The following is a 20,177-nucleotide window of genomic DNA, read 5'->3' on the forward strand; positions in this document are numbered from 1 at the left end:
GTTGCCGTCGAGCTCAGGGCACTTGCTCTTGCTCCCGGACGACGTGCACGAGGACGAGTCGTTCGGGAAACAGCGGTGGGACCTGCACGCCGTGCTCGGCGAGCAGCCGCCCGGGCAGAGTGGTGCCGTGGCGCCACCACGACGGGCCGGCGCGGCCGGGGAAGCCGGTGGTGTCCGCGGTGAGGTCCACGGGCTGGACCCGATAGGCCGCGTGCGGGTCGAGCCCCGGCATGCGGACCATGCCCGTACGGGTGAGCTCCGAGGTCGCGACCGCGACGATCGCGAACAACGCCTCCGACCCGTCACGCGCGACGACGCCGTGCACCTGGGTCGCCGGGTCGGGATGGTCGACGTGGACGACGCGGCCCGAGTGGAGCAGCGGCTGGTGCCGCTGATGCAGGTCGATCCAGGCGGCGAGCGCGGCGCGATCGGCATCGGAGGCTCGCCGCAGGTCCCACTCGATGCCGAACGCACCGAACAGGGCGGTTCCCGCACGGAAGGCCAGGTCGTGGGTACGCCGGGTGGTGTGTGACGACGGGGCGCCCACGTGCGAACCGATGAGCTCCGGCGGGAGCAGCAGCCCGGTCCAGCGCTGGATCTGCTGCCGTTCGAGCGCGTCTATGCAGTCGCTGGCCCAGACTCTGTCGGTCCGCTCGACGATGCCCAGGTCGACCCGCCCGCCACCGGACGCGCACGCCTCCACCTCCAGGCCTGCGTGCCGGGCTTTGAGGGTGTCGATCAGGCCGTACACCGAGAGCGTCTGGCCGCGCACTCCGGGTCTGCGGTCCGCGACCCGTCCCGGATCGACCAGGTCCCGGTTGTGGTCCCACTTGAGGTAGTCGAGGCCGTACTCGGTGATCAGCGCATCCAACCTCTCGAGCACGTGCTCGAAGGCGGCCGGGTTGGTCAGATCGAGGACCTGTTGGTGGCGAGCCTCGGGCGGGAGCCGGTGACCCGACGAGAGGATCCAGTCCGGGTGCGCCCGGGCCAGGTCCGAGTCCAGGCTGATCATCTCGGGCTCGACCCACAGCCCGAACTCCATGCCGAGTGCGCGGACGTGATCGACCAGTGGGTGCAGGCCCTCCGGCCAGGCCTGCTCGTCGACGTACCAGTCTCCGAGCCCGGCGCGGTCGTCCCGGCGGCGGCGGAACCAGCCGTCGTCCAGGACGAACCGCTGCGCGCCGACCTTCGCGCCGAGCTCGGCCAGCTCGGTCAGCGCCTCGAGATCCTGGTCGAAGTAGACGGCCTCCCACGTGTTCAGGACGACCGGCCGGACGGCGGACGGGTGCTGAGGACGTGCCCGCAGGTAGTCGTGGAACCTGGCCGACAGGTCGTTGAGACCATGTCCCCAGGCGCCGAACACCCACGGCGAGGTGTATGAGTCGCCGGGCCGGAGCACGCCCTCGCCGGGAAGGAGCAGTTCGCCGCCGCCCAGCAGAGCGAAGCCGTCCGGAGTTCGCTCCGCGAGCGTCCGGTGATTGCCGCTCCAGGCGACGTGGACGCCCCAGGCCTCGCCGGACTCGAACGCGAATCCCGGCGTCCCCGCGAGCACGAGACCGGTCGCGTCGAGACCGGTCCGTCCGCGGCGGCCCTCCCGCACGTGCGTGCCGAGGGTGAACGGTTGTCTGGCGGGCGCGCGCTCCCTCAGGTGCCGTCCCGAGAAGTGCATGATCTCCCGCGCCCGCGGAGGTACCGGCAGCGTGAGCTGCAGCCCGTCCAGCGTGTAGGGGCGCTCGGGGTCGACGTTGGTGACCGTCGCACGCAGGCGGAGCAGACCGGACGCGGTGAGCTCGAGCTCGATCCGTAAGGTCAGGTGGGCGTCGCGGTCCTGTGCGTCGACGCAGAGCCGCCCGGCCGGCTGTGCCGGAGTCTGCTCGACGTCCGCCGCCGTCACGACGAACGCCGGCGAGAAGTCCTGCCCGTCGCGATGACCGGACAGGCCCGGACTCCCGAACCAGCCCGCGGACTGCAGAGGCAGCACCGCCATCGGCACCGCGACGTCCACCGGGCCGCGCACGACAGGCGGGTCGGATGCCTCGGCGAGGCGGGTCAGGACGTCGGCGTCGAGCTCACCGAGCTCCGCTCCCCAGTAGAGGATTCTCGGCAGCCCGCGGTCGCGCAGGTCGACGATCACCGAGACGCCGTTCGCGCGCAGCTGCAGCAACTCGAGCATGGTGGTCCTCCCAGGCGTGCCGGGTCCGCTCGCCATGACACAGCGCGTGCGGGGCAGGACGGGCCGGGGGAGAGCTCACCTCGAGGCGAGCCGACAACGGCCCCGGCTGACATCGACGTCCAGCCGTTCTCCGACCAGGTGTCCGTCATACCAGCGATGTGCGCACAACGTAGCAACAGCCATGAGCAGGGCGCAATAGGGCTCTTGTCCATGCGTTAGACGCATGCTAGGTTCCCTGCCATGCGAAGCGCGGCACTAGGGATGGAGAACGCGTCGGCCCTGGCCCGAGGGCTGCACGTGCTCCGGTTGCTCGTGGACGAGGGTTCGCCGATGACGGCGACCGAGATCGCCCGGCGGATCGGCGTCCACCAGAGCTCGGTGTCCCGGATCCTCGCGACACTGATTCACGTCGGGTACGTCCGCAAGACGCCGGACCGGCGGTTCGCCCCCGACTTCGGGGTGCTCTCCCTTGCCTCCGCGACCACCTGGTTCCCGCTGATTCGCAAGCCAAGGGCCGCGATGGAGGAGATCGCCGCCGCACACCCAGAGGTCGAAGCCACGCTCTGCATGCTCTGGCGTGGCGAGATGATCTACTTCCTGCGTACCCGTCACCAGGCCGGCGCGATCGATTTCGGCATGGGCTTTCCCGTCCACCTCTCCGCCCCCGGGCTGCGGATGCTCATCGATCTGCCCGAGGACCACGCCCTGGAGGTCCTTCGGCAGTCGCGCAGCCGTTATGGCTGGTCGGGCACCGAGGTGGTGCCGGAGACGGCGGAGGAAGTCCTCGCCTGGGCACAGGCACACGTGGAGCACGACGTCCTCGTCCTGGCGGAGTGGAGATCCATGGGCCACGTCGGCGCGGCGATCCCGATCAAGACCGACGAGGACCACCCGGTGGCCCTCGCACTGACCGGCGACCTCAGTGCCGCCGATCCGGCCACCCTTCGGCTGTGGCTGCACGATGCCCGCCGCATCGTCGAATCCGCCCTCGCCGAGCGCTGAAGGCCACAGCACCACCGACCCCGACCCTTCCCGCCCGCACATCACGTCTCGCAAAGGAGCCCGATGTGACCACGTCGTCTTTCTCCCGGCGTACCGCCCTGAAGGCGGCCGCCGGTGTCGCCGGTGCCGCGTTCCTCGCCGCTTGCGGCAACGGAAGCAACTCCACCGGAGGCGGCGGAGGCGGCTCAGGCGGTGGAACCCTCAACGTCTGGGGCGGCGTCCCGCCCGAGACCGGCCCCGACGATCTGATCGCGGCGTTCCACAAGGAGCACCCCGACATCCAGGTCATCTACACGCGTTACGTCAACGACGACGAGGGCAAACTCAAGCTCGACACGTCGTTGCAGGGCGGGGTTCCGATCGACGTGTTCTACACGTATGACACCCCGACCCTCACCAAGCGGGTCGACGCGGGCCTCACCGCCGACCTCACCGACAAGATCTCCAACGACTCCGATCTCGCACAGTTCGGCCCGGACGAGTCGCCCGCGACGAACGTCGTCTTCGGCGGCAAGGTCCATTCCATCCCAGCGCAGAAGTCGCCGACGATCGTCTACGTCAACGACAGCATGCTCTCCGAAGCGGGCATCACCATCCCCGACGACTGGGACATCAACGACTACCACGAGGTGGCGCGGGAGCTAAGCCTCGATCCACCGACCAGCTTGGTGACGTCGTCTGGTTTCAGGCGAGGTGGTTGTGATCACGTTGGGTGTGAGTGAGTTGCCGGTCTGCCCGGCTTTCCACTGGGGTTCCTTCTCGTGCCGGCGGGGGCTGGTGGTCAGGTGTGTGTCGTGGCGGGCCGGGGGAAGAGGGCGTTGTAGAGCGTGGACCACGCGGTCTGCCAGGGCCAGTTGGTCGGCAGGTGCAGGGTCAGACGCCGGGCGGAGGTGGCGATCCGGGCGGGGACGGTGATGAGTTTGCGGCGGATCGTCGCGGTGGTCGCCCTGGTCAGAGTGGGGGTCTTGGTCAGGGTCGCGGCGGCGCGGGTGAGGTTGAACGCCATGACCGCGCAGACGAGCCAGGCCGCGTTGGCGTTGAACACCCCGGAGGGCAGGTGGGCCAGCGCGGAGGCCTTGAGGTCGGCGTGGACGTTCTCGATGACCGCGTGGGCCCGGTGGGTCTGGTCCGCGGCGACGGTGTCCATCTCGGTGGTGTCGGTGGTGGTGAAGAAGGCGTGGAAGCGCCAGGAATCGAACAACGTGTCCTGGCCTTCGCTGTTGCGGGGGTTGAGATCGGGGATACGGCGGACCACGAGCCGGCCGGGGATCTGGTCGGTCTTGTTCTTGGAGGTGAACGCGGTGAAGGGAACCTCGGCGACCTCGGCACGAGAGTTCCATGTTCTGGTGGTCTCGTCGTAGACGGCGTCGGTGTATTTGATCGTGGTCCAGGCGGTCTCGGCGATGCCGGCGATGGCGCGTTTGACCGCCGGGTCCATCCGCACGGTGATCGAGACGTTCGCGCCGGCCTTCAACGCTGCGGTGACCAGGGCGTGGGAGTAGAACGCCGAGTCCGCCCGGACCAGCACGTCTCGGCCGGCCAGGTGGGTGCGGCGGATCAGGGCGAGGGCGTCGGTGGCCAGACGCGTCGCCCCGCGTGGGGACCCGGCCGAGCCGTTGCGCAGGCGCTGGGCGGCGATCACCGGCGCGAAGGTCTGGCTGGAAACGGTGGCCAGCACGGCGTTCAGGCCCCGCACCCCGGAGTACCCGAACCCCGCGCCCTGCTTCTGATAGCCGTGTACCTCCACGATGGTGTCGTCGATGTCGACCATCACCGTCGCGGTGTCTGCGGTCTCGCCCAGCAGGGCCGTGCGCTGGGTCAGGTTGATCAGAAACCGAGAGGCGATCGCGTCGGCTTGGCGGACATGGCCGAAGGTGAAGGCGCGCAGGAACGAGCCAAGTGTGGAGGGGGCGTAGATGCCGGCGAAGACCTTCCCCATCGCGCCGTGGCGTAGCAGGGCCATGTCGTCGATGCTGTCCGCGCCGGCGGTCATGCCGGCGACCAGGCCCGACAGCTTCAGCCCGGCGTTGGCGCCCTTGTCCGTCGGCACGCTCAGGTGCTCATCGCCCAGCTCGCGCAGCCGTGCCTCGCCGGCCAGGGCCATCGCCGGGACCAGGCCCGCCGACGACACGAGGTTGGGCTCATCGAAGGCCGCCGAGACGACCGGTCGGGTGTGAGAGAGTTGCATCTACGAGATGCCCTTCTTGAGCTGGCGATACGTGCCTTAGACAAGTCGTATCCTCCCAGCTCAGAAGCGCATTCTCACGCTCCCACGCCCTACCACGACACTCCACCTGTCGGTGGATCGAGGCTAAGCAACGGTGACTCGGTGTTCGGCACGTACAACACGCCGCCGATTCAGCGGTACACGCTCGGCCCGAACTACTACTACAGCCCGGACGGCACGTCGTCGTCGTTCGGCAACCCGATCTGGCGGGAGTATCTCGACCTGTCGCTCGAGATGCAGGCCGACGGCAGTGCGCTGCCGCGGCGGACGATCATGGCCGAGCAGCTGGAGACGTTCGTGCACGGCCCGCTGCTGACGGGACGGGTGGCGATGCTGCCGGCGCAGCTGTTCGTGCTGCGCTATGTCAGCGACCTCACGGAGTTCCCGCACGACTTCAAGATCCGCGCGGTGCCGAACCCGGCGCCGGTCAAGGGCGAGGAGGCCTGGAACGACGGGGCGATCGGCGACCACATGTCGATCAGCACCAAGTCCGAGAACCAGGACGCGGCGTGGACGTTCGTGAAGTACTGCATGCTCAACGGCGGTCCCATGATCCCGGGTGGCCGGCTGCCGTCGCTCCTGGACCCGAGCAAGCAGTCGCAGGCGGTCGCCGACCTGCTCGGCCCGGACAGAGACACCCTGTACGACGTCGCGTCCTTCGAGAAGACCATCTTCCAGACCCCGTACAAGATCCCCATCGACACCATCACCACGGCCGCAGTCGAGGTCGACACGATCTACAAGAAGCTCCACAACGAGGTGCTGCTCGGCCAGCTCTCGGTCGACGACTTCGTGGCCCAGGCGACCCAGCAGGCCGACGACGCCATCGAGGCGGCTGGGTGACCACGACCACGACGAGCGTGGTTCGAAGGGGCGGTGACACCCGTCGCCGCCCGAGATCCACCGGCCGGGCGAGCAGAACGGCCTGGCTGTTCATCGCGCCGAATCTGGTCGGCTTCCTGTGCTTCACACTGGTGCCACTGCTCGCCGCGGTCGCCATCGCCTTCACCGACTGGAACGTGGTGTCCGGCATCGATGGCATCGCGTTCGTCGGCCTGGCGAACTTCACCGAGGCACTCGGCAGCGGCACGCTGTGGGCCACCGTCGCGCGCACGGCGTTCTACGCGGGCACGGCGGTCCCGCTGACCATGCTCGGTGGTCTCGGATTGGCCCTGCTGCTCAACCGCGAGATCCCTGGCCGCACCGTGCTGCGGGTGCTGTTCTTCCTGCCGCACGTGGTGACCTCGGTCGCGATCGGCCTCGTGTGGCTGTTGCTCCTCAACCCTGACAGCGGCATCGTCAACGCCGGCCTGCGAGGGATCGGTGTCGACTCCCCGCCGGACTGGCTGATCTCCCAGACCTGGGGGCTCCCCTCGCTGGTGCTGATCGCGGTGTGGTCGGCGGTCGGCTACAACGCCGTCATCTACCTGTCGGCGCTCCAGGGCATGCCGGTCGATCTCTACGAGGCGGCGGCGCTGGACGGAGCGGGTGCCTTCCGCAGGTTCACCACGGTGACCTGGCCGGCACTGATGCCGATCACCACGTTCCTCGCGATCACCATGACGATCGGTCAGTCGCAGGGCTTCGGACTGATCGCCTTCCTCACCCAGGGCGGACCGGGCGATTCGACGACCACCCTGTCGTACTACATGTACCAGCAGGGGTTCCAGTTCTACCGATTCGGTTACGCGGCAGCGATCGGAATGATCAGCTTCGCGGGCGTTCTGGTGTTGACGGCGTTCTTCTGGCGATTCCAGAAGGGGCGGGGACTGTACACGTGAGCGCTCTTCACATCGCCGGCGTTCGCCGGCGCCGGCTCAGCGGCAAGGCCGGCAACGCGCTGCTCGCCTGGGGACTGGCCCTCCTGTTCATCGTGCCCTTCCTCTGGATGCTCTCGTCGTCGCTCAAGCGGAACATCGACGTGTTCACCCTTCCCATCAGGTGGATTCCCGACCCGATCCACTGGGCGAACTACGCCGACGTGTGGCTCGGCGACATGTCGATGGTCACCTACTACGGCAACTCGCTCATCGTGACCCTGACCGGCGTCGTGGGCGACCTGACGACCTCGGCCATGGCCGGCTACGCGTTCGCCCGGCTGAGGTTCCGTGGCCGGGACAAGATCTTCCTGCTCTATCTGGCGACGTCGATCATCCCGGCGCAGCTGCTGCTGGTTCCGCGGTTCATGTTCTTCCAGCAGCTCGGCCTCTACGACACCCTCTGGGCGCTGATCCTGCCCGGCGTGTTCACGGTGTACGGGACGTTCCTCCTCCGGCAGGCCTTCATCGCCGCGCCGGAAGCGCTCGGCGAGGCGGCTCGAATCGACGGCGCCAACGAGTGGCAGGTGTTCTGGCGCATCTACCTGCCGCTGGTGCGGCCGATGCTGGCCGCCTTGGCCATCATCAGCTTCGTCAGCAGCTGGAACGACTACGAAACCCCCCTGGTCATGCTGACGAGTCCGGAGAACTTCACGATCCCGCTGGGCCTCACCACGTTCGCCGACGCCGAAGGCGGCCTCTCGGCCGGCATCGCGATGGCTGCGGCCGTGTCGGCGCTGATCCCGGTGGCCACGGCCTTCGTGATCTTCCAGCGCCAGTTCATGGAGGCCCTTGCACACTCCGGGATCAAATGAGAGCCGAGCTGCCCTTCTCAGAGGACGGAGTCTCACCGATGCCCCGACCGACCCGACGCACCTTCCTCCGCACGACGACGCTGGCGAGCGTGGGCGTGGCGACGGCCTGGCCGTTGTCGCGGCCGGGGCCGGCCGTTGCCGGACCCGCCGTCGAGGTCACCACCGTCTTCGCCTCGGTCAGCGAGGGTTACCACACCTTCCGGATCCCGGCCGTCGTCCGAGCAGCGGACGGAACGGTGCTGGCGTTCGCCGAGGGCAGGGTCGATTCCTCGGCCGACTCCGGCGACATCGACCTGGTGCTGCGCCGCTCCACCGACGGCGGCCGGACCTGGGGCCCGCTGCAGGTCGTCGGCGACAACGGGCCGAACACGTTCGGCAACCCGGCGCCCGTCGTCGATCCCGCGTCCGGTGACGTCGTCCTGCTGAGCACCCACAACGACGGCACGGTGACCGCCGCTCAGATCCGGCGCGGCGAGGTCCGGCCCGAACATGGCCGGCGCATCCACGTCCAGCGCAGCTCCGACCACGGCGTCACCTGGTCCGACCCGCTCGAGATCACCGACGACGTCAAGCTGCCGGAATGGCGGTGGTACGCCACCGGGCCGGTGCACGCGATCGCGCTCGAGCATGGTCCGCACGCCGGTCGCCTGGTCGTCCCGGCCAACCATTCGACCAGCCCGGAGCCGGGCTCGCCCGACACCGGCAACGAGCCCAAGTACTTCGGCGGTCATGTGCTCTACAGCGACGACGGCGGGTACACCTGGCGGATCGGTGGCGTGGACACACCGCTGACCGGTGACGTGAACCCCAACGAGACGACCGCGACCGAGCTGAGCGACGGCACCGTCTACTTCAACACGCGCAACCAGAACGGAACGAACCCGCACAACCGCGCCGGCGCCATCAGCACCGACGGCGGCGAGACGTTCGAGGCTCCGTACGCACCTGTCAGCGACGTCGTCGCGCCGGTGATCCAGGGATCGGTCCTGAAGCTGTCCGGTGCGGCCGACCCGCGCCGGCGGGTGGTGCTCTCCGTCGCCGGACACCACTTCGCCCGGGAGAACCTCACGCTGAGCTCGAGTTTCGACGACGCTGCGTCCTGGCATCATGGCGTGGTCGTTCACGACGGGCCGGCCGGGTACTCCGACGTGGTCGAGCTCGGCGAGCGGAAGGGCGCGGCGCTCGGCGTCCTGTTCGAGAGCGGCGGCCGGCTCGACGAGATCGTCCCGCCTGGCCTGCCCTATCACCAGCGGATCAGCTTCGCCCGGGTGCCGCTCGCCCGGCTCGACGTGCCCGACCCGCCACCGCGGATCACCCCGGACCGCTCCGGCCTGCGTAATCACGGCACGGTCGGCGGACGGCCACAGGGCGTCGGCGGCCGGTTCGGGCGCGCCCTGGAGCTCGCCGGCGACTACGTCGAGCTCCCGCTGACGGATGCGCTGGCTCTCGGCGAGAACGAGTTCACCGCCGCGGCGTGGTTCCGGACGGGGGAGCGCACGCGGGTCCAGTCACTCCTCTGGGCGCACTCCCACGCCGACGGGGCCGCCAAGTGGCGCATCCAGGTCGAACCCGCGCAGAATCGCATCCACGCCCTGGTCGACACGGTTTCGGCCGCGAGCACTCTGGCCGTGCCGGGTGACTTCGCCGACGATCGCTGGCACCACGTGGCGCTCGTCCGTCGTGACCACGCCCTCGACCTCTATGTCGACGGTGATCGGGCCGCATCGGCCGCCGCCGTTCCCGGCTCCGTCTCGGCAGCCGCGCGCACGGGCATCCGCATCGGCGCCCGTGTCGACGGGGTGAACGATCCTCTCGTCGGCGCGGTCGAGGAGGTCTGGATCGTGGGCCGGGCGCTGGACGACGGCCAGGTCCGTACTCTGGTGGAACGCAACACCGCGCCCGGCGCCGTCGTGCACCTTCCCGTCGACCGGATCCGGCGCGGGTCCTCTGGCCGCGGATGAGAGAGGGACGGCGCAGCGAGGTGGATCTCGGCCCCGGAGAACGCCCCGACCTCTGGTCCGGGGCGGTGGCGTGGACCGTCGACGGCGCGCGCCGGCAGGCGTGGCGGCTGCCGCCGGAGGAGGAGCCGTTCGCCTACGCCCCGGCCCTGTACGGCAAGGCCCGGATCGCCGCGGGCGTCCGCTTCGGTGCGTCGATCCGGGCTCGGCAGCTCGAGATCGAGCTGGTGAGCGTCGGCGACGACGCCGGTCCGGCCGACGTGCTGGTGGACGGTCGACTGGTGCTGCGGCAGCGGCCCGGCCCGGACCGGCTGCGCATCGAGTTGCCGCCGCGGCGGGTGCGGGTCGAGGCGTGGTTGCCGCATCGCGGCCGGGTGGAGGTCGGATCGGTTCGGGCGACCGATGTCGTGGCCGCCGACTCCCTGCCGTCGGCCGTGCGATGGGTCGCCTACGGCAGCTCGATCACCCAGTGCGAGGGCAGCGAAGGGCCGTCGCAGACGTGGCCGGCCATCGTGGCGCGGACGCTCGGGTGGGACCTGACGTGTCTGGGATTCGGTGGCGAATGCCATCTCGATCCGGTGGTTCCCCGAACGATCGCCCGTCTCGCACCGGGTGTCGTGAGCCTGTGCCTCGGCATCAACGTGCACGGCCGTTCGAGCTTCTCCGGCCGGTCCTGGCAGGGGCAGGCCGCCGAGCTGATCCGTCGCGTCCGTGAGGCACACGCCACCGCCACCATCGTGGTGAGTTCGCCGATCTTCAGTGCCGCTCGCGAATCCACACCGAACGGCGCCGGTCTGACCCTCGGTGACCTCCGCGAGCAGGTGCACGAGGTCGGCCGTGACTTCCGCGAGCGCGGCGACACGGGCGTGCATGTGCTCGACGGACGGTCGCTGATCGGGCCGGGCGATGCGCACCTGTTGCGCGACGGCCTGCATCCGAGCCACGACGGCTATCGGCTCATGGCCGAGCGGATGGTCCGCTACTTGACGACGGCCGGGATCGCCTCGGCGACCGCTCAGACGGCCTCCGCCGTGGCGGTGACAGCGTGACGCGGCCGTACTACGCCGATCACCGGCCGAGCGCGGGCTCGCTGGCGCCGCGGGCGACCCGGCGGTCCGACGCTCCGGCGATGTCGTTGAACGGGATGTGGCGGTTCCGCTGGGCGCCCACGGTCGCGCAGGCGGTCGACGGCTTCTGGGAGGAGTCGTTCGACGACTCGTCGTGGGCGCACCTGCCGGTGCCGTCGCACTGGCAGCTGCACGGCTACGGGGCGCCGGCGTACACCAACGTGCGCTACCCGTTCCCGGTGGATCCGCCGCATCCGCCGCAGGAGAACCCGACAGGCGAGTACCGGCACGTGTTCACGGTGCCGGCGGGCTGGGACGGGCAGCGGGTGGTGCTGCGGCTCGACGGTGTGGACTCGTGCTTCGCGGTGTGGGTGAACGGGGTCGAGCTGGGCTTCTCGACCGGCAGCCGGCTGCCGTCGGAGTTCGACGTGTCGTCAGTGGTGCGGTTCGGGTCGTCGAACACGGTGGCGGTGCGGGTGCACCAGTGGTCCGCGGCCAGCTACCTCGAGGACCAGGACATGTGGTGGCTGTCGGGGATCTTCCGCGACGTCACGCTGCTGGCCAGGCCGGTAGGGGCGGTCGGCGATCACGAGGTCCACGCCGACTACGACGCCGGCGCCGGAACCGGGTCGCTGCGGGTCGTGGCGGACGTGCCGGGGCGGGTCGTCGTCCCGGAGTTGGGCGTCGACGTGCCGGTCGGGGTCGAGATCGGCGGGCTGGCGGTCGAGCCGTGGACGGCGGAGACCCCGCGGCTGTACGACGGCGAGCTGGTGAGCGGTGGCGAGCGGATCGCGCTGCGCATCGGGTTCCGGCGGGTGGAGATCGTCGACGGCGTCCTGACCGTCAACGGGCGGCGCATCGAACTGCGCGGCGTGAACCGGCACGAGTTCCATCCCGACCGCGGCCGGGCGCTCACCCACCAGGACATGCTCGACGACGTGCTGCTGATGAAGCGGCACCACATCAACGCCGTCCGGACCAGCCACTACCCGCCGCACCCGCACTTCCTCGACCTGTGCGACGAGTACGGCCTGTACGTCATGGACGAGTGCGACCTGGAGACCCACGGGTTCCAGCGCGGTTTTCCCGAGCTGAACCCGGTCGCGCTGCCCGAATGGCGCGACGCGCTGCTGGACCGGATGGCCCGCATGGTGGAGCGGGACAAGAACCACCCGAGCGTGATCATGTGGTCGCTGGGCAACGAGGCCGGCGAAGGTGACAACCTGCGGGCGATGTACGCGTGGACCAAGCAACGCGACCCGTCCCGGCCCGTGCACTACGAACGCGACTGGACCACCGCCTACTCCGACGTGTACTCCCGGATGTACCTGGGCCACGAGGAGACCGACGCGGTCGGGAGGCGGGCCGAGGAACCGCTGGACGACCCGGAGCTCGACACCGCGAGGCGGGCCAAGCCGTTCATCCTGTGCGAGTACGTGCACGCGATGGGCACCGGCCCCGGCGGCATCAGCGAGTACCAGGACCTGTTCGACCGCTATGAGCGGTGCCAGGGCGGGTTTGTGTGGGAATGGATCGATCACGGCCTCCGCACCCGCGACGCGGCGGGCCGGGAGTACTTCGGCTACGGCGGCGATTTCGGCGAAGAGATCCACGACGGCACGTTCGTCGCCGACGGCCTGCTGTTCCCGGACCGGACGCCGTCGCCCGGCCTGATCGAGTTCGCGAAGATCATCGAGCCCGTCCGCATCGCGGGCTCGGCCGCGGACGGCATCACCGTCGCGAACGTCCGTGACTTCGCCGACACCAGCGATCTGGCCTTCGCGTGGACGCTGGAGGAGAACGGCCGTCCCCTCGCCTCGGGGACGTTGGACATGCCGGTGCTACCGGCCCGGTCGTCGACGACGGTGGCCGTGCCCGAGCTGCCGCCGACCGTCGGCGAGACCTGGCTGACGGTGCGCGCCGTGCTCGCGAAGGACCAGCCGTGGGCGCCGGCGGGCCACGTGGCCGGCTGGGGCCAGCTGGCGGTGCGTGCCGCGCCGCCGGTCGTCCACTCGGTGGTGCCCGGCGTGGTGCGGCTCGACCCGCCGGAGGTGGGCCCGGCGTCGTTCGACGCCGAGACCGGGCGGCTCACCACGCTCGGCGATTTGATCGTCGACGGCCCCATGATCGACGTCTGGCGCGCGCCCACCGACAACGACCGCGGCGGGAACGGACCAGCGGCTCAGTGGTACCGGTACGGGCTGAACCGCATGCGGCATCGGACGGACTCGATCGAGGTCGACGGCGAGGCGCTGGTCGTCCGAGGCCGGGTCGCGCCCTCGGCGGAGGCGTTCGGACTCGTGGTGGAGTATCGGTGGACAGCGGTCGCCGACGACGCCGTCCGGCTCGAGCTGTCCGTGACCCCCGACGGGTCGTGGCCGGACCTCCCGCTGCCCCGCCTGGGCGTCCGGCTGGCGGTGCCGACCCAGTTCGACCAGGTCAGCTGGTACGGCCGCGGCCCGGGCGAGGCGTATCCGGACATCCGCCGCGCTGCCCGTGTCGGCCGGTACACGACGACCGTCGACCGGATGCAGACCCCGTACACCCATCCCCAGGAGAACGGACACCGCATCGACGTCCGCACCGCGACCCTGACCGATCCGGTCACCGGTGCCGGCATCGGGTTCGACGGCGACCCGCTGTTCGGGCTCACCGTTCGCCGCTGGACCAGCGAAGACCTCGACGCCGCTGCCCACCCGATCGACCTCGAGCCGCGTGAGCGCACGTTCGTGAACCTCGACCTCGCCCACCACGGCATCGGCACCGGCTCGTGCGGGCCCGGAACGCTGGACGCCTACCGCCTCGACCCGGCCGAAGCGTCGTTCGCGGCCGTGATCCGGGCGGTCCCGGCCACCAGAGCCGTCGGCCGGATCACCCCGTAGCCCACGTACGACCGGAGGCTCATCGGTGGCAGACCCCGACCGCCCGAACGTGCTGGTGTTCCTGACCGACCAGCAGCGCTTCGACAGCACCGGCGTGCACGGCAACCCGCTCGGGCTCACGCCGAATCTGGACCGGCTGGCCGCGACCGGCACCCACTTCAGTCACGCGTTCACGCCGCAGCCGGTGTGCGCGCCGGCCCGGGCCGCACTGCAGACCGGCCAGTACCAGAACCGCACCGGCGTGTACCGCAACGGGTGCGTCCTGCCGCCGGGCATCCCCACCCTGGCGCATCACTTCGGCGCGGCCGGCTACCGGACCGGGTACGTCGGCAAGTGGCACCTGGCCGGCACCGACGACCAGCCGGTCCCGCCCGAGCTGCGCGGCGGGTACGAGCACTGGCTCGGCGCCGACGTGGTGGAGTTCATCTCCAGCCCGTTCGAGGCGCGGCTGTACGACACCGACGGTGCGGACGTGCGGCTGCCGGGCTACCGCGCGGACGCCTACGTGGATGCGGCGATCGACTACCTGTCCCGCCCGCGGGCCGACCCGTTCCTGCTGTTCGTCTCGCTCATCGAGCCGCACCACCACAACCCGGACGACGACTACCCCGCGCCGCAGGGCTACGCCGAACGGTATGCGGGGCGGTGGACCCCCGGCGACCTCGCCGCGCTCGGCGGGACCACCGAGGAACACCTGCCCGGTTACTGGGGCATGGTCCGCCGCGTCGACGAGGCCTTCGGGCGGCTGCTCGACGCGCTGCAGGCGCACGGCCTGCGCGATGACACCGTGGTCGCGTTCACCTCCGACCACGGCTGTCACTTCAAGACCCGCAACCGCGAGTACAAACGCTCCGCGCACGACGCGTCGATCCGGGTGCCGCTGGTGTTGGACGGGCCAGGCCTGCGCGGTGGCGGCCGGCGCGACGACCTCGTCAGCCTGATCGACCTGCCGCCCACCCTGCTGGACGCGGCCGGGCTGCCCGCGCCGGACGCGATGCAGGGCGTCTCGTTGCTGCGCGAACGCGACCGGGACGCGGTGTTCGTCCAGATCAGCGAGTCGCACGTCGGCCGGGCGATCCGCACCCGGCGATGGAAGTACTCGGTGCGGGCACCCCACGCGGACGGCCGGGCCGATCCCGGCGCGCCCGAGTACGTCGAGGACCTCCTCTACGATCTCGACGCCGACCCCTACGAGCTGACCAACCTGGCCGGCCGGCCGTCGCACACGGAGGTCGCCGCGCACCTGCGCCGGCAGCTGACCGCGTCGATGCTGGCCGCCGGTGAGCCGGTTCCGGTCATCCGAGCCGCCGGGCGGGAAGGATGAGCCTCCGCACGCGGGTCAGCGCGTCAGCCAGTCGAGGTCGAGGCGAACGACGTGCAACGGGGCGGCGTTGGCGACGACTCGGTGGTTGCTCATGTACGCGACGACGATGGTGCCGTCGTCGGTCACGGCGATGTCGGAGTACCGCGCGCTCGGGGCGCTCGCGGTGATGAGCTTCTCGTCGATCCAGGTCCGGCCCTCGTCGACGCTGCGCCGGATGTAGAGCTGGCTGTCGCGGGAGACGGTCATGAGGAGCGTCCGATCGTCGTACCGGACGAACCCGAGGTTGTTGTCGCCGCCGAAATCGTGGGTGACGGTGCCGCGGTACTTGTACTGGTTCGTGACGCGCACCCGCCCCATGCGTCCGACGCCATCCCGGGTACGCCAGGGGACGAGAGCCGTCATGCCCTCCCTCCGGGCGGGCTGTGCTTTCGTCTCGACGGTTTCGGCGAACTCCGGGGTGGCCGTCCACGTTCGCCCGTCGTCGTCGCTGTAGAGGAGGCACGCCCGTCCGGGCACCACGACCCGGCCGGTTGGCAGAGTGAAGCCCGTCCCCCCGTTGGTCGGGAGACCGTTGGCGTGGTCGCTGGTGACGGTGGGGAAGGACACGTCTCCCCAGGTCCGGCCGCCGTCACCGCTCACCCGCTGGTGCAGCACGAGGTCCGGCGGTTCCCAGTTCTGCGGGCCGGCCGTGTACAGCGTGGCGAGGTCGCCGCCCATCATCGTCACGACGCTCGCATAGCCGCAGTCTCCGGCTTCCCCGCCGGCGTGGTGGATGATCCCACCCGGCGACCAGTTCCGCCCTCCGTCGACGCTCCGGAACGTCACGATGTCCGCGGCGCCCTTGTCCACGTTCACGCCCGGCGTCGTGACGGGGTATCGGTGCTGGGCCACGATCGTGAGCGTCTGGCTCCCGGTCGCGATGACTGTGGGGAGCTGATGGTTGCCGGCCGAGATTTGCCCGATGTCCTCGAACATCCCGGTGGACGTCCGCGCCGCCGCCGGTGCGGGACGTGTGACATCGGGGAGGTAGGCGGCACCCAGGCCGGCAGCTGCGCCGGCGAGGAACGTTCGTCGCTTCATGAGGATCCCTTCTGAGCCCGAGGGTGGCAGTGATCGTATGACTTGAAAAGTCATCTGAGCAATAGCTGAAATAGGAGTTGATTCATCTGATCTGTTGCTCTAGTCTTCCGTTGTCTCATCAGATGATCGAAGGTCGGCCCATGTCCTCTGTCCCGAAGTACCGCGAAGCTCAGCTCAGGCTGCGTTCGTTCATCGCCGAGCACGGACTACGAGCCGGCGACCAGCTGCCTCCGGAGGCGGAACTGGCCGAAGCGTTCGGCATCAGCCGTCTGTCGTTGCGGGAGGCCGTCAAGGGTCTGGAGACGGTCGGCGTCCTGCGAACGCGCCACGGCGGCGGGACCTACGTCGAGCCGTTCTCGTTCGCGCCGATCCTGGAAAACCTGCCGTACGCCCTTCAGTTGGAGGGGCGTGATCTCCTGAATCTCCTCGAGCTCCGTGCCGCTCTCGAGGAGGGGCTGATCGCGCGGGCGTCGGAGTGGATCCGGCGTCGCGACGTCGAAGAGCTGCGGGGCATCGCGACGGCCATGGCCGCCGAGGGCTGCACACCGGATGAGCACGCTGCCCTGGATCGGCAGTTTCATCGCCGCCTGTACGAGCCCTTGGACAATCCGCTGGTCAACCAGGTGATCGATCTGTTCTGGGAGATGTTCAACCGGCTGCACCGTGCGACGGTCGCTCAGCCGTCCACCCCCGCGGAGCTCGCTCGGATGCACCTGGACATCGTCGATGCGGTCGCCGCGCAGAGCGGCGAGGTCGAGGCGATGTACCGCCACTTCGAGAACATCCGCACGCGGCTCTAGGGCCGCGGAGCCCATTCGTCCTGATTCTCAGCTCAAGGAGGAGCGATGAACCGCGCCTGGAAACGTAAGGCCGTCGTGTGCGGCGCCGCCGCGGTTGCCGTCGTCCTGACCGCATGCGGTTCCGGCGACTCCGGTTCGGCCGAGGAGGGGGAGCCCGTCGACGACCTGGAGATCTGGGTCTTCTCCAGTTCCGCGCCTCCGGTCATCGAGGAGGGCTTCACCGCCGCGTTCCCGCAGTACGACGTCGAGGTCGTGGAGATCCCGATCGCCGACGTGACCCAGCGCCTCGTCGTCGCCCTCCAGGGCGGCGACGACCTGCCGGACGTCGTCCAGCTCCCGCTGCGTGAGTCAGGCGGGTTGTTCGCCACCGGCCAGTTCCTGGACCTGTCCGAGGAACTCGGTCCGATGGAGGACGACTTCGCCGAGGGCATCCTGGTGGGCGGGAACGGCGAGATCAACTCGTTCACGATGGGCCCGGGCAACATGGGCCTCTGGGTGAACCAGGCGGCCCTCGCCGAGCACGGCCTCGCCATCCCGGAGAACCCGACATGGGACGACGTCGTCGCCGTCGCGCGCGAGCTCCAGGCGGCCTCCGGCGGTACGCAGTACCTGTTCGTGCAGCCGCCGGGCACCAACGGCGCCAACATGTTCAACGCGTTCTTCAACTCGCGGGGCGGCACCTGGTGGGACGAGGACGGCGAGCTGGCCGTCGACGAGGACCTCGCGACGCAGACACTGGAGTTCATGGTCGGCCTCGACCAGGAGGGTCTCGTTTACCACGGGGTGTGGACCGACGCGACCTACTGGGACGCGATTCGCAACCAGGAGATCGTCGGCTGGACCATGAACTTCGGCGTCGGCAGCACCAGCCTGCAGGAGAACGTGCCGGAGCAGTCCGGCCAATGGCGACTGGTCACCTGGCCGACCTGGGCCGAGGGCGACGAGCAGCGCACCGGCGTCTTCGGCGGCAGCCTCTACGCCGGGCTCGACGGCGCCGACAACCCCGACGGGGCGCGCGACTTCATCATGTGGTGGCTCGCCCCCGAGGGCCTTCAGGCCCAGTCCGACACCCTGGGCCTCGTCTCGTACGAGCGGGCCGCTGAGGAGATCGACCTCGACCTCGAGGACCCGTACTTCGGCGGGCAGAACGTCCGTCAGGAGCTGTCCTCCGTGCCCTATCCGGCGTTCCACTTCTTCCACTGGCCGGAGACCGAGGCGGCCATCACGGCGGCCGTCGACCAGGCCTACGCCGGCGACCTCAGTCCCGAGGAAGCCGTCGCGCAGATCGTCGCGGAGCTCAGCGCGCTGTGAGCACGACCACCCGCCGCGCGACCCGCAAGTACCCGGCCTCGACGCCCTACCTGTTCATCGCTCCGTTCTTCGTGCTGTTCATCCCGTTCGGCGCCGGGTCGGTACTGCTGGCGCTCGGCATCGCCTTCGTGGACTGGCCGCTCGGTCAGGCGCCGGAGTTCGCCGGGTTCGACAAGTTCGCGACGGTGCTGGACGACCCGCTGTTCGGGCAGGCGATGGGCAACACGCTCTACATGCTCGTCGGGTTCCTCCTGGCACTGCTTCCGTTGTGCCTGTTCGTCGCCGTGCTGCTGAAGCAGCTGCGGCGGCGCACGGCGAACCTCGTGCAGGTGGTGATCTTCGCCCCGATCACGATGTCGCTGATCGCCGTCGCGCTCGTCTTCGACCTGCTCTACAACGAACGGGTCGGCTTCGTGAACGGCGCCCTCGACCTGATCGGTGTCGGCCCGGTCCCGTTCCTCACCGACGCCGACCTCGCGCCCTGGTCGATCATCGCGCTGCGGATCTGGCGGGTGCTGGGCTACTACGCGGTCATCCTCTACGCCGGGCTCCAGTCGATTCCGGACGAGTACTACGAGGCCGCTCAGCTCGACGGCGCCGGCGCCTGGCAGCGCTTCCGGTACGTGACGTTCCCCCTGCTGAAGCCGGTCACCCTGTTCGTGCTCGTCGCGTCGAGCATCGCGGCGTGGGAGCTGTTCGCGGAGGTCCAGGTGCTGACCGACGGCGGGCCGGCCCGGTCGACGCTCACCGCCGTCATGTACATCTTCGGGGCCTCGTTCGAGCAGTTCGACCTCGGCAAGGGCGCGGCCGCCTCCGTGCTCCTGGCGGCCGCGATCATCGTCAGCACCGCTGTCGCGAGCCGCTTCTTGAGGAGTGACGCCCGTGCGTAGGGGATCGGTGGCGCAACGGCTGGGACGGGGCGCCGTCGTCGGGCTCATCGTGGTCGTGGCGGCGTTTCCGCTGTACTGGCTGCTCATCTCGTCGCTCAAACCGAGCACCCGGCTCGGCGAGGTCGCGCTGATCCCGTCCAGCGTGACGCTCGAGAACTACGCCGCCGCCTTCGACACGCAGATCCCGCGATGGATGCTCAACACGTTCGGCATCGCGCTGCTCACGACGCTGCTGGGCGTGGCCGTCGCCGCGCTGGCCGGGTTCGGGTTCGCCCGCTACCGGTTCCGCGGGCGCTCGGTGTTGTTCGGCATGGTCCTGGCGAGCCTGGCGATCCCCGAGTACGCCCTGGTGCTGCCGCAGTTCACGATCATGCGGCAGTTCGGCCTGCTCAACACCTGGGCGGCGGTGATCCTGCCGCTCGCGGCCAACGCGCTCGTCCTCTTCCTCCTGCGGCAGTACTTCTCCCAGCTGCCCGAGGAGCTGTTCGACGCGGCCCGGCTGGACGGGAGCGGCGAGTTCCGGCTGTTCTGGACCATCGCTGTGCCCCTGGTCCGCCCGGGTCTCGGCGCGGCCGGCCTGCTGCTGTTCCTGAACGCGTGGAACGCGTATCTGCTCCCGCTGGTCATGCTCACGAACTCCGACCAGTTCACCATGCCGATCGGGCTCGCCTTCCTGCACTCACAGCTCAACTTCGGCATCGTCGAGCAGTCGCCATGGGGCGCCATCACGGCCGGCACGGTCATCTCGATCGTGCCGCTCATCCTCTGCCTGCTCGTCATGCAGCGACAGTTCATCGGAAGCCTCACCGCCGGCGCGGTGAAGGCATGACC

At 69.7% G+C, this 20,177-nt stretch carries 16 protein-coding genes; 13 read left to right on the forward strand and 3 right to left on the reverse strand.

Features of this window, described 5'->3' with window-relative positions; all coding sequences use genetic code 11:
- Positions 1 to 13 precede the first annotated feature (13 nt).
- Complete coding sequence (locus BLV05_RS17035; RefSeq protein ID WP_152690697.1) at positions 14 to 2,173, reverse strand: alpha-galactosidase; 2,160 nt, start codon at positions 2,171 to 2,173, stop codon at positions 14 to 16.
- Between the two features lie 261 nt (positions 2,174 to 2,434).
- Between BLV05_RS17035 and BLV05_RS17040 the strand changes: the two genes are divergently transcribed.
- Both BLV05_RS17040 and BLV05_RS35850 read left to right on the forward strand, forming a co-directional pair.
- Positions 2,435 to 3,175, forward strand: a complete 741-nt coding sequence (locus BLV05_RS17040; RefSeq protein WP_046768164.1) for an IclR family transcriptional regulator — start codon at positions 2,435 to 2,437, stop codon at positions 3,173 to 3,175.
- A complete protein-coding gene (locus BLV05_RS35850) occupies positions 3,124 to 3,897 on the forward strand; it encodes an ABC transporter substrate-binding protein (RefSeq protein WP_157524265.1) in 774 nt (257 codons plus the stop codon). Before BLV05_RS17040 ends, BLV05_RS35850 begins: the two co-directional genes overlap by 52 nt.
- A 59-nt stretch (positions 3,898 to 3,956) precedes the next feature.
- On the opposite strand, the gene BLV05_RS17050 is transcribed toward BLV05_RS35850, so the two are convergent.
- Positions 3,957 to 5,363 (reverse strand): IS1380 family transposase, encoded by a 1,407-nt coding sequence (locus BLV05_RS17050; RefSeq protein ID WP_083421331.1) that lies wholly within the window; start codon positions 5,361 to 5,363, stop codon positions 3,957 to 3,959.
- 141 nt (positions 5,364 to 5,504) lie between these two features.
- Between BLV05_RS17050 and BLV05_RS17055 the strand changes: the two genes are divergently transcribed.
- The 7 genes from BLV05_RS17055 to BLV05_RS17085 are packed head-to-tail and all read left to right on the forward strand — an operon-like array spanning position 5,505 to position 15,265.
- Entirely contained in the window at positions 5,505 to 6,245 is a 741-nt protein-coding gene (locus BLV05_RS17055; protein ID WP_046772136.1) for a type 2 periplasmic-binding domain-containing protein, read from the forward strand.
- Positions 6,242 to 7,183, forward strand: a complete 942-nt coding sequence (locus tag BLV05_RS17060; protein ID WP_046772135.1) for a carbohydrate ABC transporter permease — start codon at positions 6,242 to 6,244, stop codon at positions 7,181 to 7,183. The genes BLV05_RS17055 and BLV05_RS17060 overlap by 4 nt, the downstream gene beginning before the upstream one ends.
- Positions 7,180 to 8,034: a carbohydrate ABC transporter permease gene (locus BLV05_RS17065; protein ID WP_197683697.1), complete on the forward strand. Its 855-nt coding sequence runs from the start codon at positions 7,180 to 7,182 to the stop codon at positions 8,032 to 8,034. Before BLV05_RS17060 ends, BLV05_RS17065 begins: the two co-directional genes overlap by 4 nt.
- A 38-nt stretch (positions 8,035 to 8,072) precedes the next feature.
- Complete coding sequence (locus BLV05_RS35855; protein ID WP_052763067.1) at positions 8,073 to 9,995, forward strand: sialidase family protein; 1,923 nt, start codon at positions 8,073 to 8,075, stop codon at positions 9,993 to 9,995.
- Positions 9,992 to 11,041 (forward strand): GDSL-type esterase/lipase family protein, encoded by a 1,050-nt coding sequence (locus BLV05_RS17075; protein ID WP_152691060.1) that lies wholly within the window; start codon positions 9,992 to 9,994, stop codon positions 11,039 to 11,041. The genes BLV05_RS35855 and BLV05_RS17075 overlap by 4 nt, the downstream gene beginning before the upstream one ends.
- A complete protein-coding gene (locus BLV05_RS17080) occupies positions 11,038 to 13,941 on the forward strand; it encodes a glycoside hydrolase family 2 TIM barrel-domain containing protein (RefSeq protein WP_046772134.1) in 2,904 nt (967 codons plus the stop codon). The genes BLV05_RS17075 and BLV05_RS17080 overlap by 4 nt, the downstream gene beginning before the upstream one ends.
- 25 nt (positions 13,942 to 13,966) lie before the next feature.
- The gene (locus BLV05_RS17085; RefSeq protein WP_046772133.1) at positions 13,967 to 15,265 is read left to right on the forward strand and encodes a sulfatase-like hydrolase/transferase; all 1,299 of its coding nucleotides are present in this window, start codon (positions 13,967 to 13,969) and stop codon (positions 15,263 to 15,265) included.
- A gap of 15 nt (positions 15,266 to 15,280) precedes the next feature.
- Here the strand turns inward: BLV05_RS17085 and BLV05_RS17090 are convergent, their stop codons facing one another.
- Entirely contained in the window at positions 15,281 to 16,345 is a 1,065-nt protein-coding gene (locus BLV05_RS17090; RefSeq protein WP_160312829.1) for a sialidase family protein, read from the reverse strand.
- A gap of 140 nt (positions 16,346 to 16,485) precedes the next feature.
- Here BLV05_RS17090 and BLV05_RS17095 point away from each other — a divergent pair, with 140 nt between their 5' ends.
- Genes BLV05_RS17095 through BLV05_RS17110 form a run of 4 tightly spaced genes read left to right on the forward strand, consistent with a single transcriptional unit; the run spans position 16,486 to position 20,175 of the window.
- Positions 16,486 to 17,145, forward strand: a complete 660-nt coding sequence (locus BLV05_RS17095; RefSeq protein ID WP_046772131.1) for a FadR/GntR family transcriptional regulator — start codon at positions 16,486 to 16,488, stop codon at positions 17,143 to 17,145.
- A 45-nt stretch (positions 17,146 to 17,190) separates the two neighbouring features.
- A complete protein-coding gene (locus BLV05_RS17100) occupies positions 17,191 to 18,456 on the forward strand; it encodes an ABC transporter substrate-binding protein (RefSeq protein WP_046772130.1) in 1,266 nt (421 codons plus the stop codon).
- Positions 18,453 to 19,346, forward strand: coding sequence for a carbohydrate ABC transporter permease (locus BLV05_RS17105; protein ID WP_046772129.1), 894 nt, complete (start codon positions 18,453 to 18,455; stop codon positions 19,344 to 19,346). The genes BLV05_RS17100 and BLV05_RS17105 overlap by 4 nt, the downstream gene beginning before the upstream one ends.
- The gene (locus BLV05_RS17110; protein ID WP_152691059.1) at positions 19,339 to 20,175 is read left to right on the forward strand and encodes a carbohydrate ABC transporter permease; all 837 of its coding nucleotides are present in this window, start codon (positions 19,339 to 19,341) and stop codon (positions 20,173 to 20,175) included. Before BLV05_RS17105 ends, BLV05_RS17110 begins: the two co-directional genes overlap by 8 nt.
- Positions 20,176 to 20,177: the final 2 nt, after the last annotated feature.

It is taken from the genome of Jiangella alkaliphila (assembly GCF_900105925.1).
In the GTDB taxonomy this organism is placed as follows: Bacteria; Actinomycetota; Actinomycetes; order Jiangellales; family Jiangellaceae; genus Jiangella; species Jiangella alkaliphila.

What these genes read in the sequence shown, in the direction of transcription:
- BLV05_RS17040 (WP_046768164.1), top strand. Translation starts at nt 2,435, where the DNA reads ATGGAGAACGCGTCGGCCCTGGCCCGAGGGCTGCACGTGCTCCGGTTG.
- BLV05_RS17035 (WP_152690697.1), bottom strand. Translation starts at nt 2,173, where the DNA reads ATGCTCGAGTTGCTGCAGCTGCGCGCGAACGGCGTCTCGGTGATCGTC.
- BLV05_RS17100 (WP_046772130.1), top strand. Translation starts at nt 17,191, where the DNA reads ATGAACCGCGCCTGGAAACGTAAGGCCGTCGTGTGCGGCGCCGCCGCG.
- BLV05_RS17095 (WP_046772131.1), top strand. Translation starts at nt 16,486, where the DNA reads ATGTCCTCTGTCCCGAAGTACCGCGAAGCTCAGCTCAGGCTGCGTTCG.
- BLV05_RS17075 (WP_152691060.1), top strand. Translation starts at nt 9,992, where the DNA reads ATGAGAGAGGGACGGCGCAGCGAGGTGGATCTCGGCCCCGGAGAACGC.
- BLV05_RS17090 (WP_160312829.1), bottom strand. Translation starts at nt 16,345, where the DNA reads ATGAAGCGACGAACGTTCCTCGCCGGCGCAGCTGCCGGCCTGGGTGCC.
- BLV05_RS35855 (WP_052763067.1), top strand. Translation starts at nt 8,073, where the DNA reads ATGCCCCGACCGACCCGACGCACCTTCCTCCGCACGACGACGCTGGCG.
- BLV05_RS17050 (WP_083421331.1), bottom strand. Translation starts at nt 5,363, where the DNA reads ATGCAACTCTCTCACACCCGACCGGTCGTCTCGGCGGCCTTCGATGAG.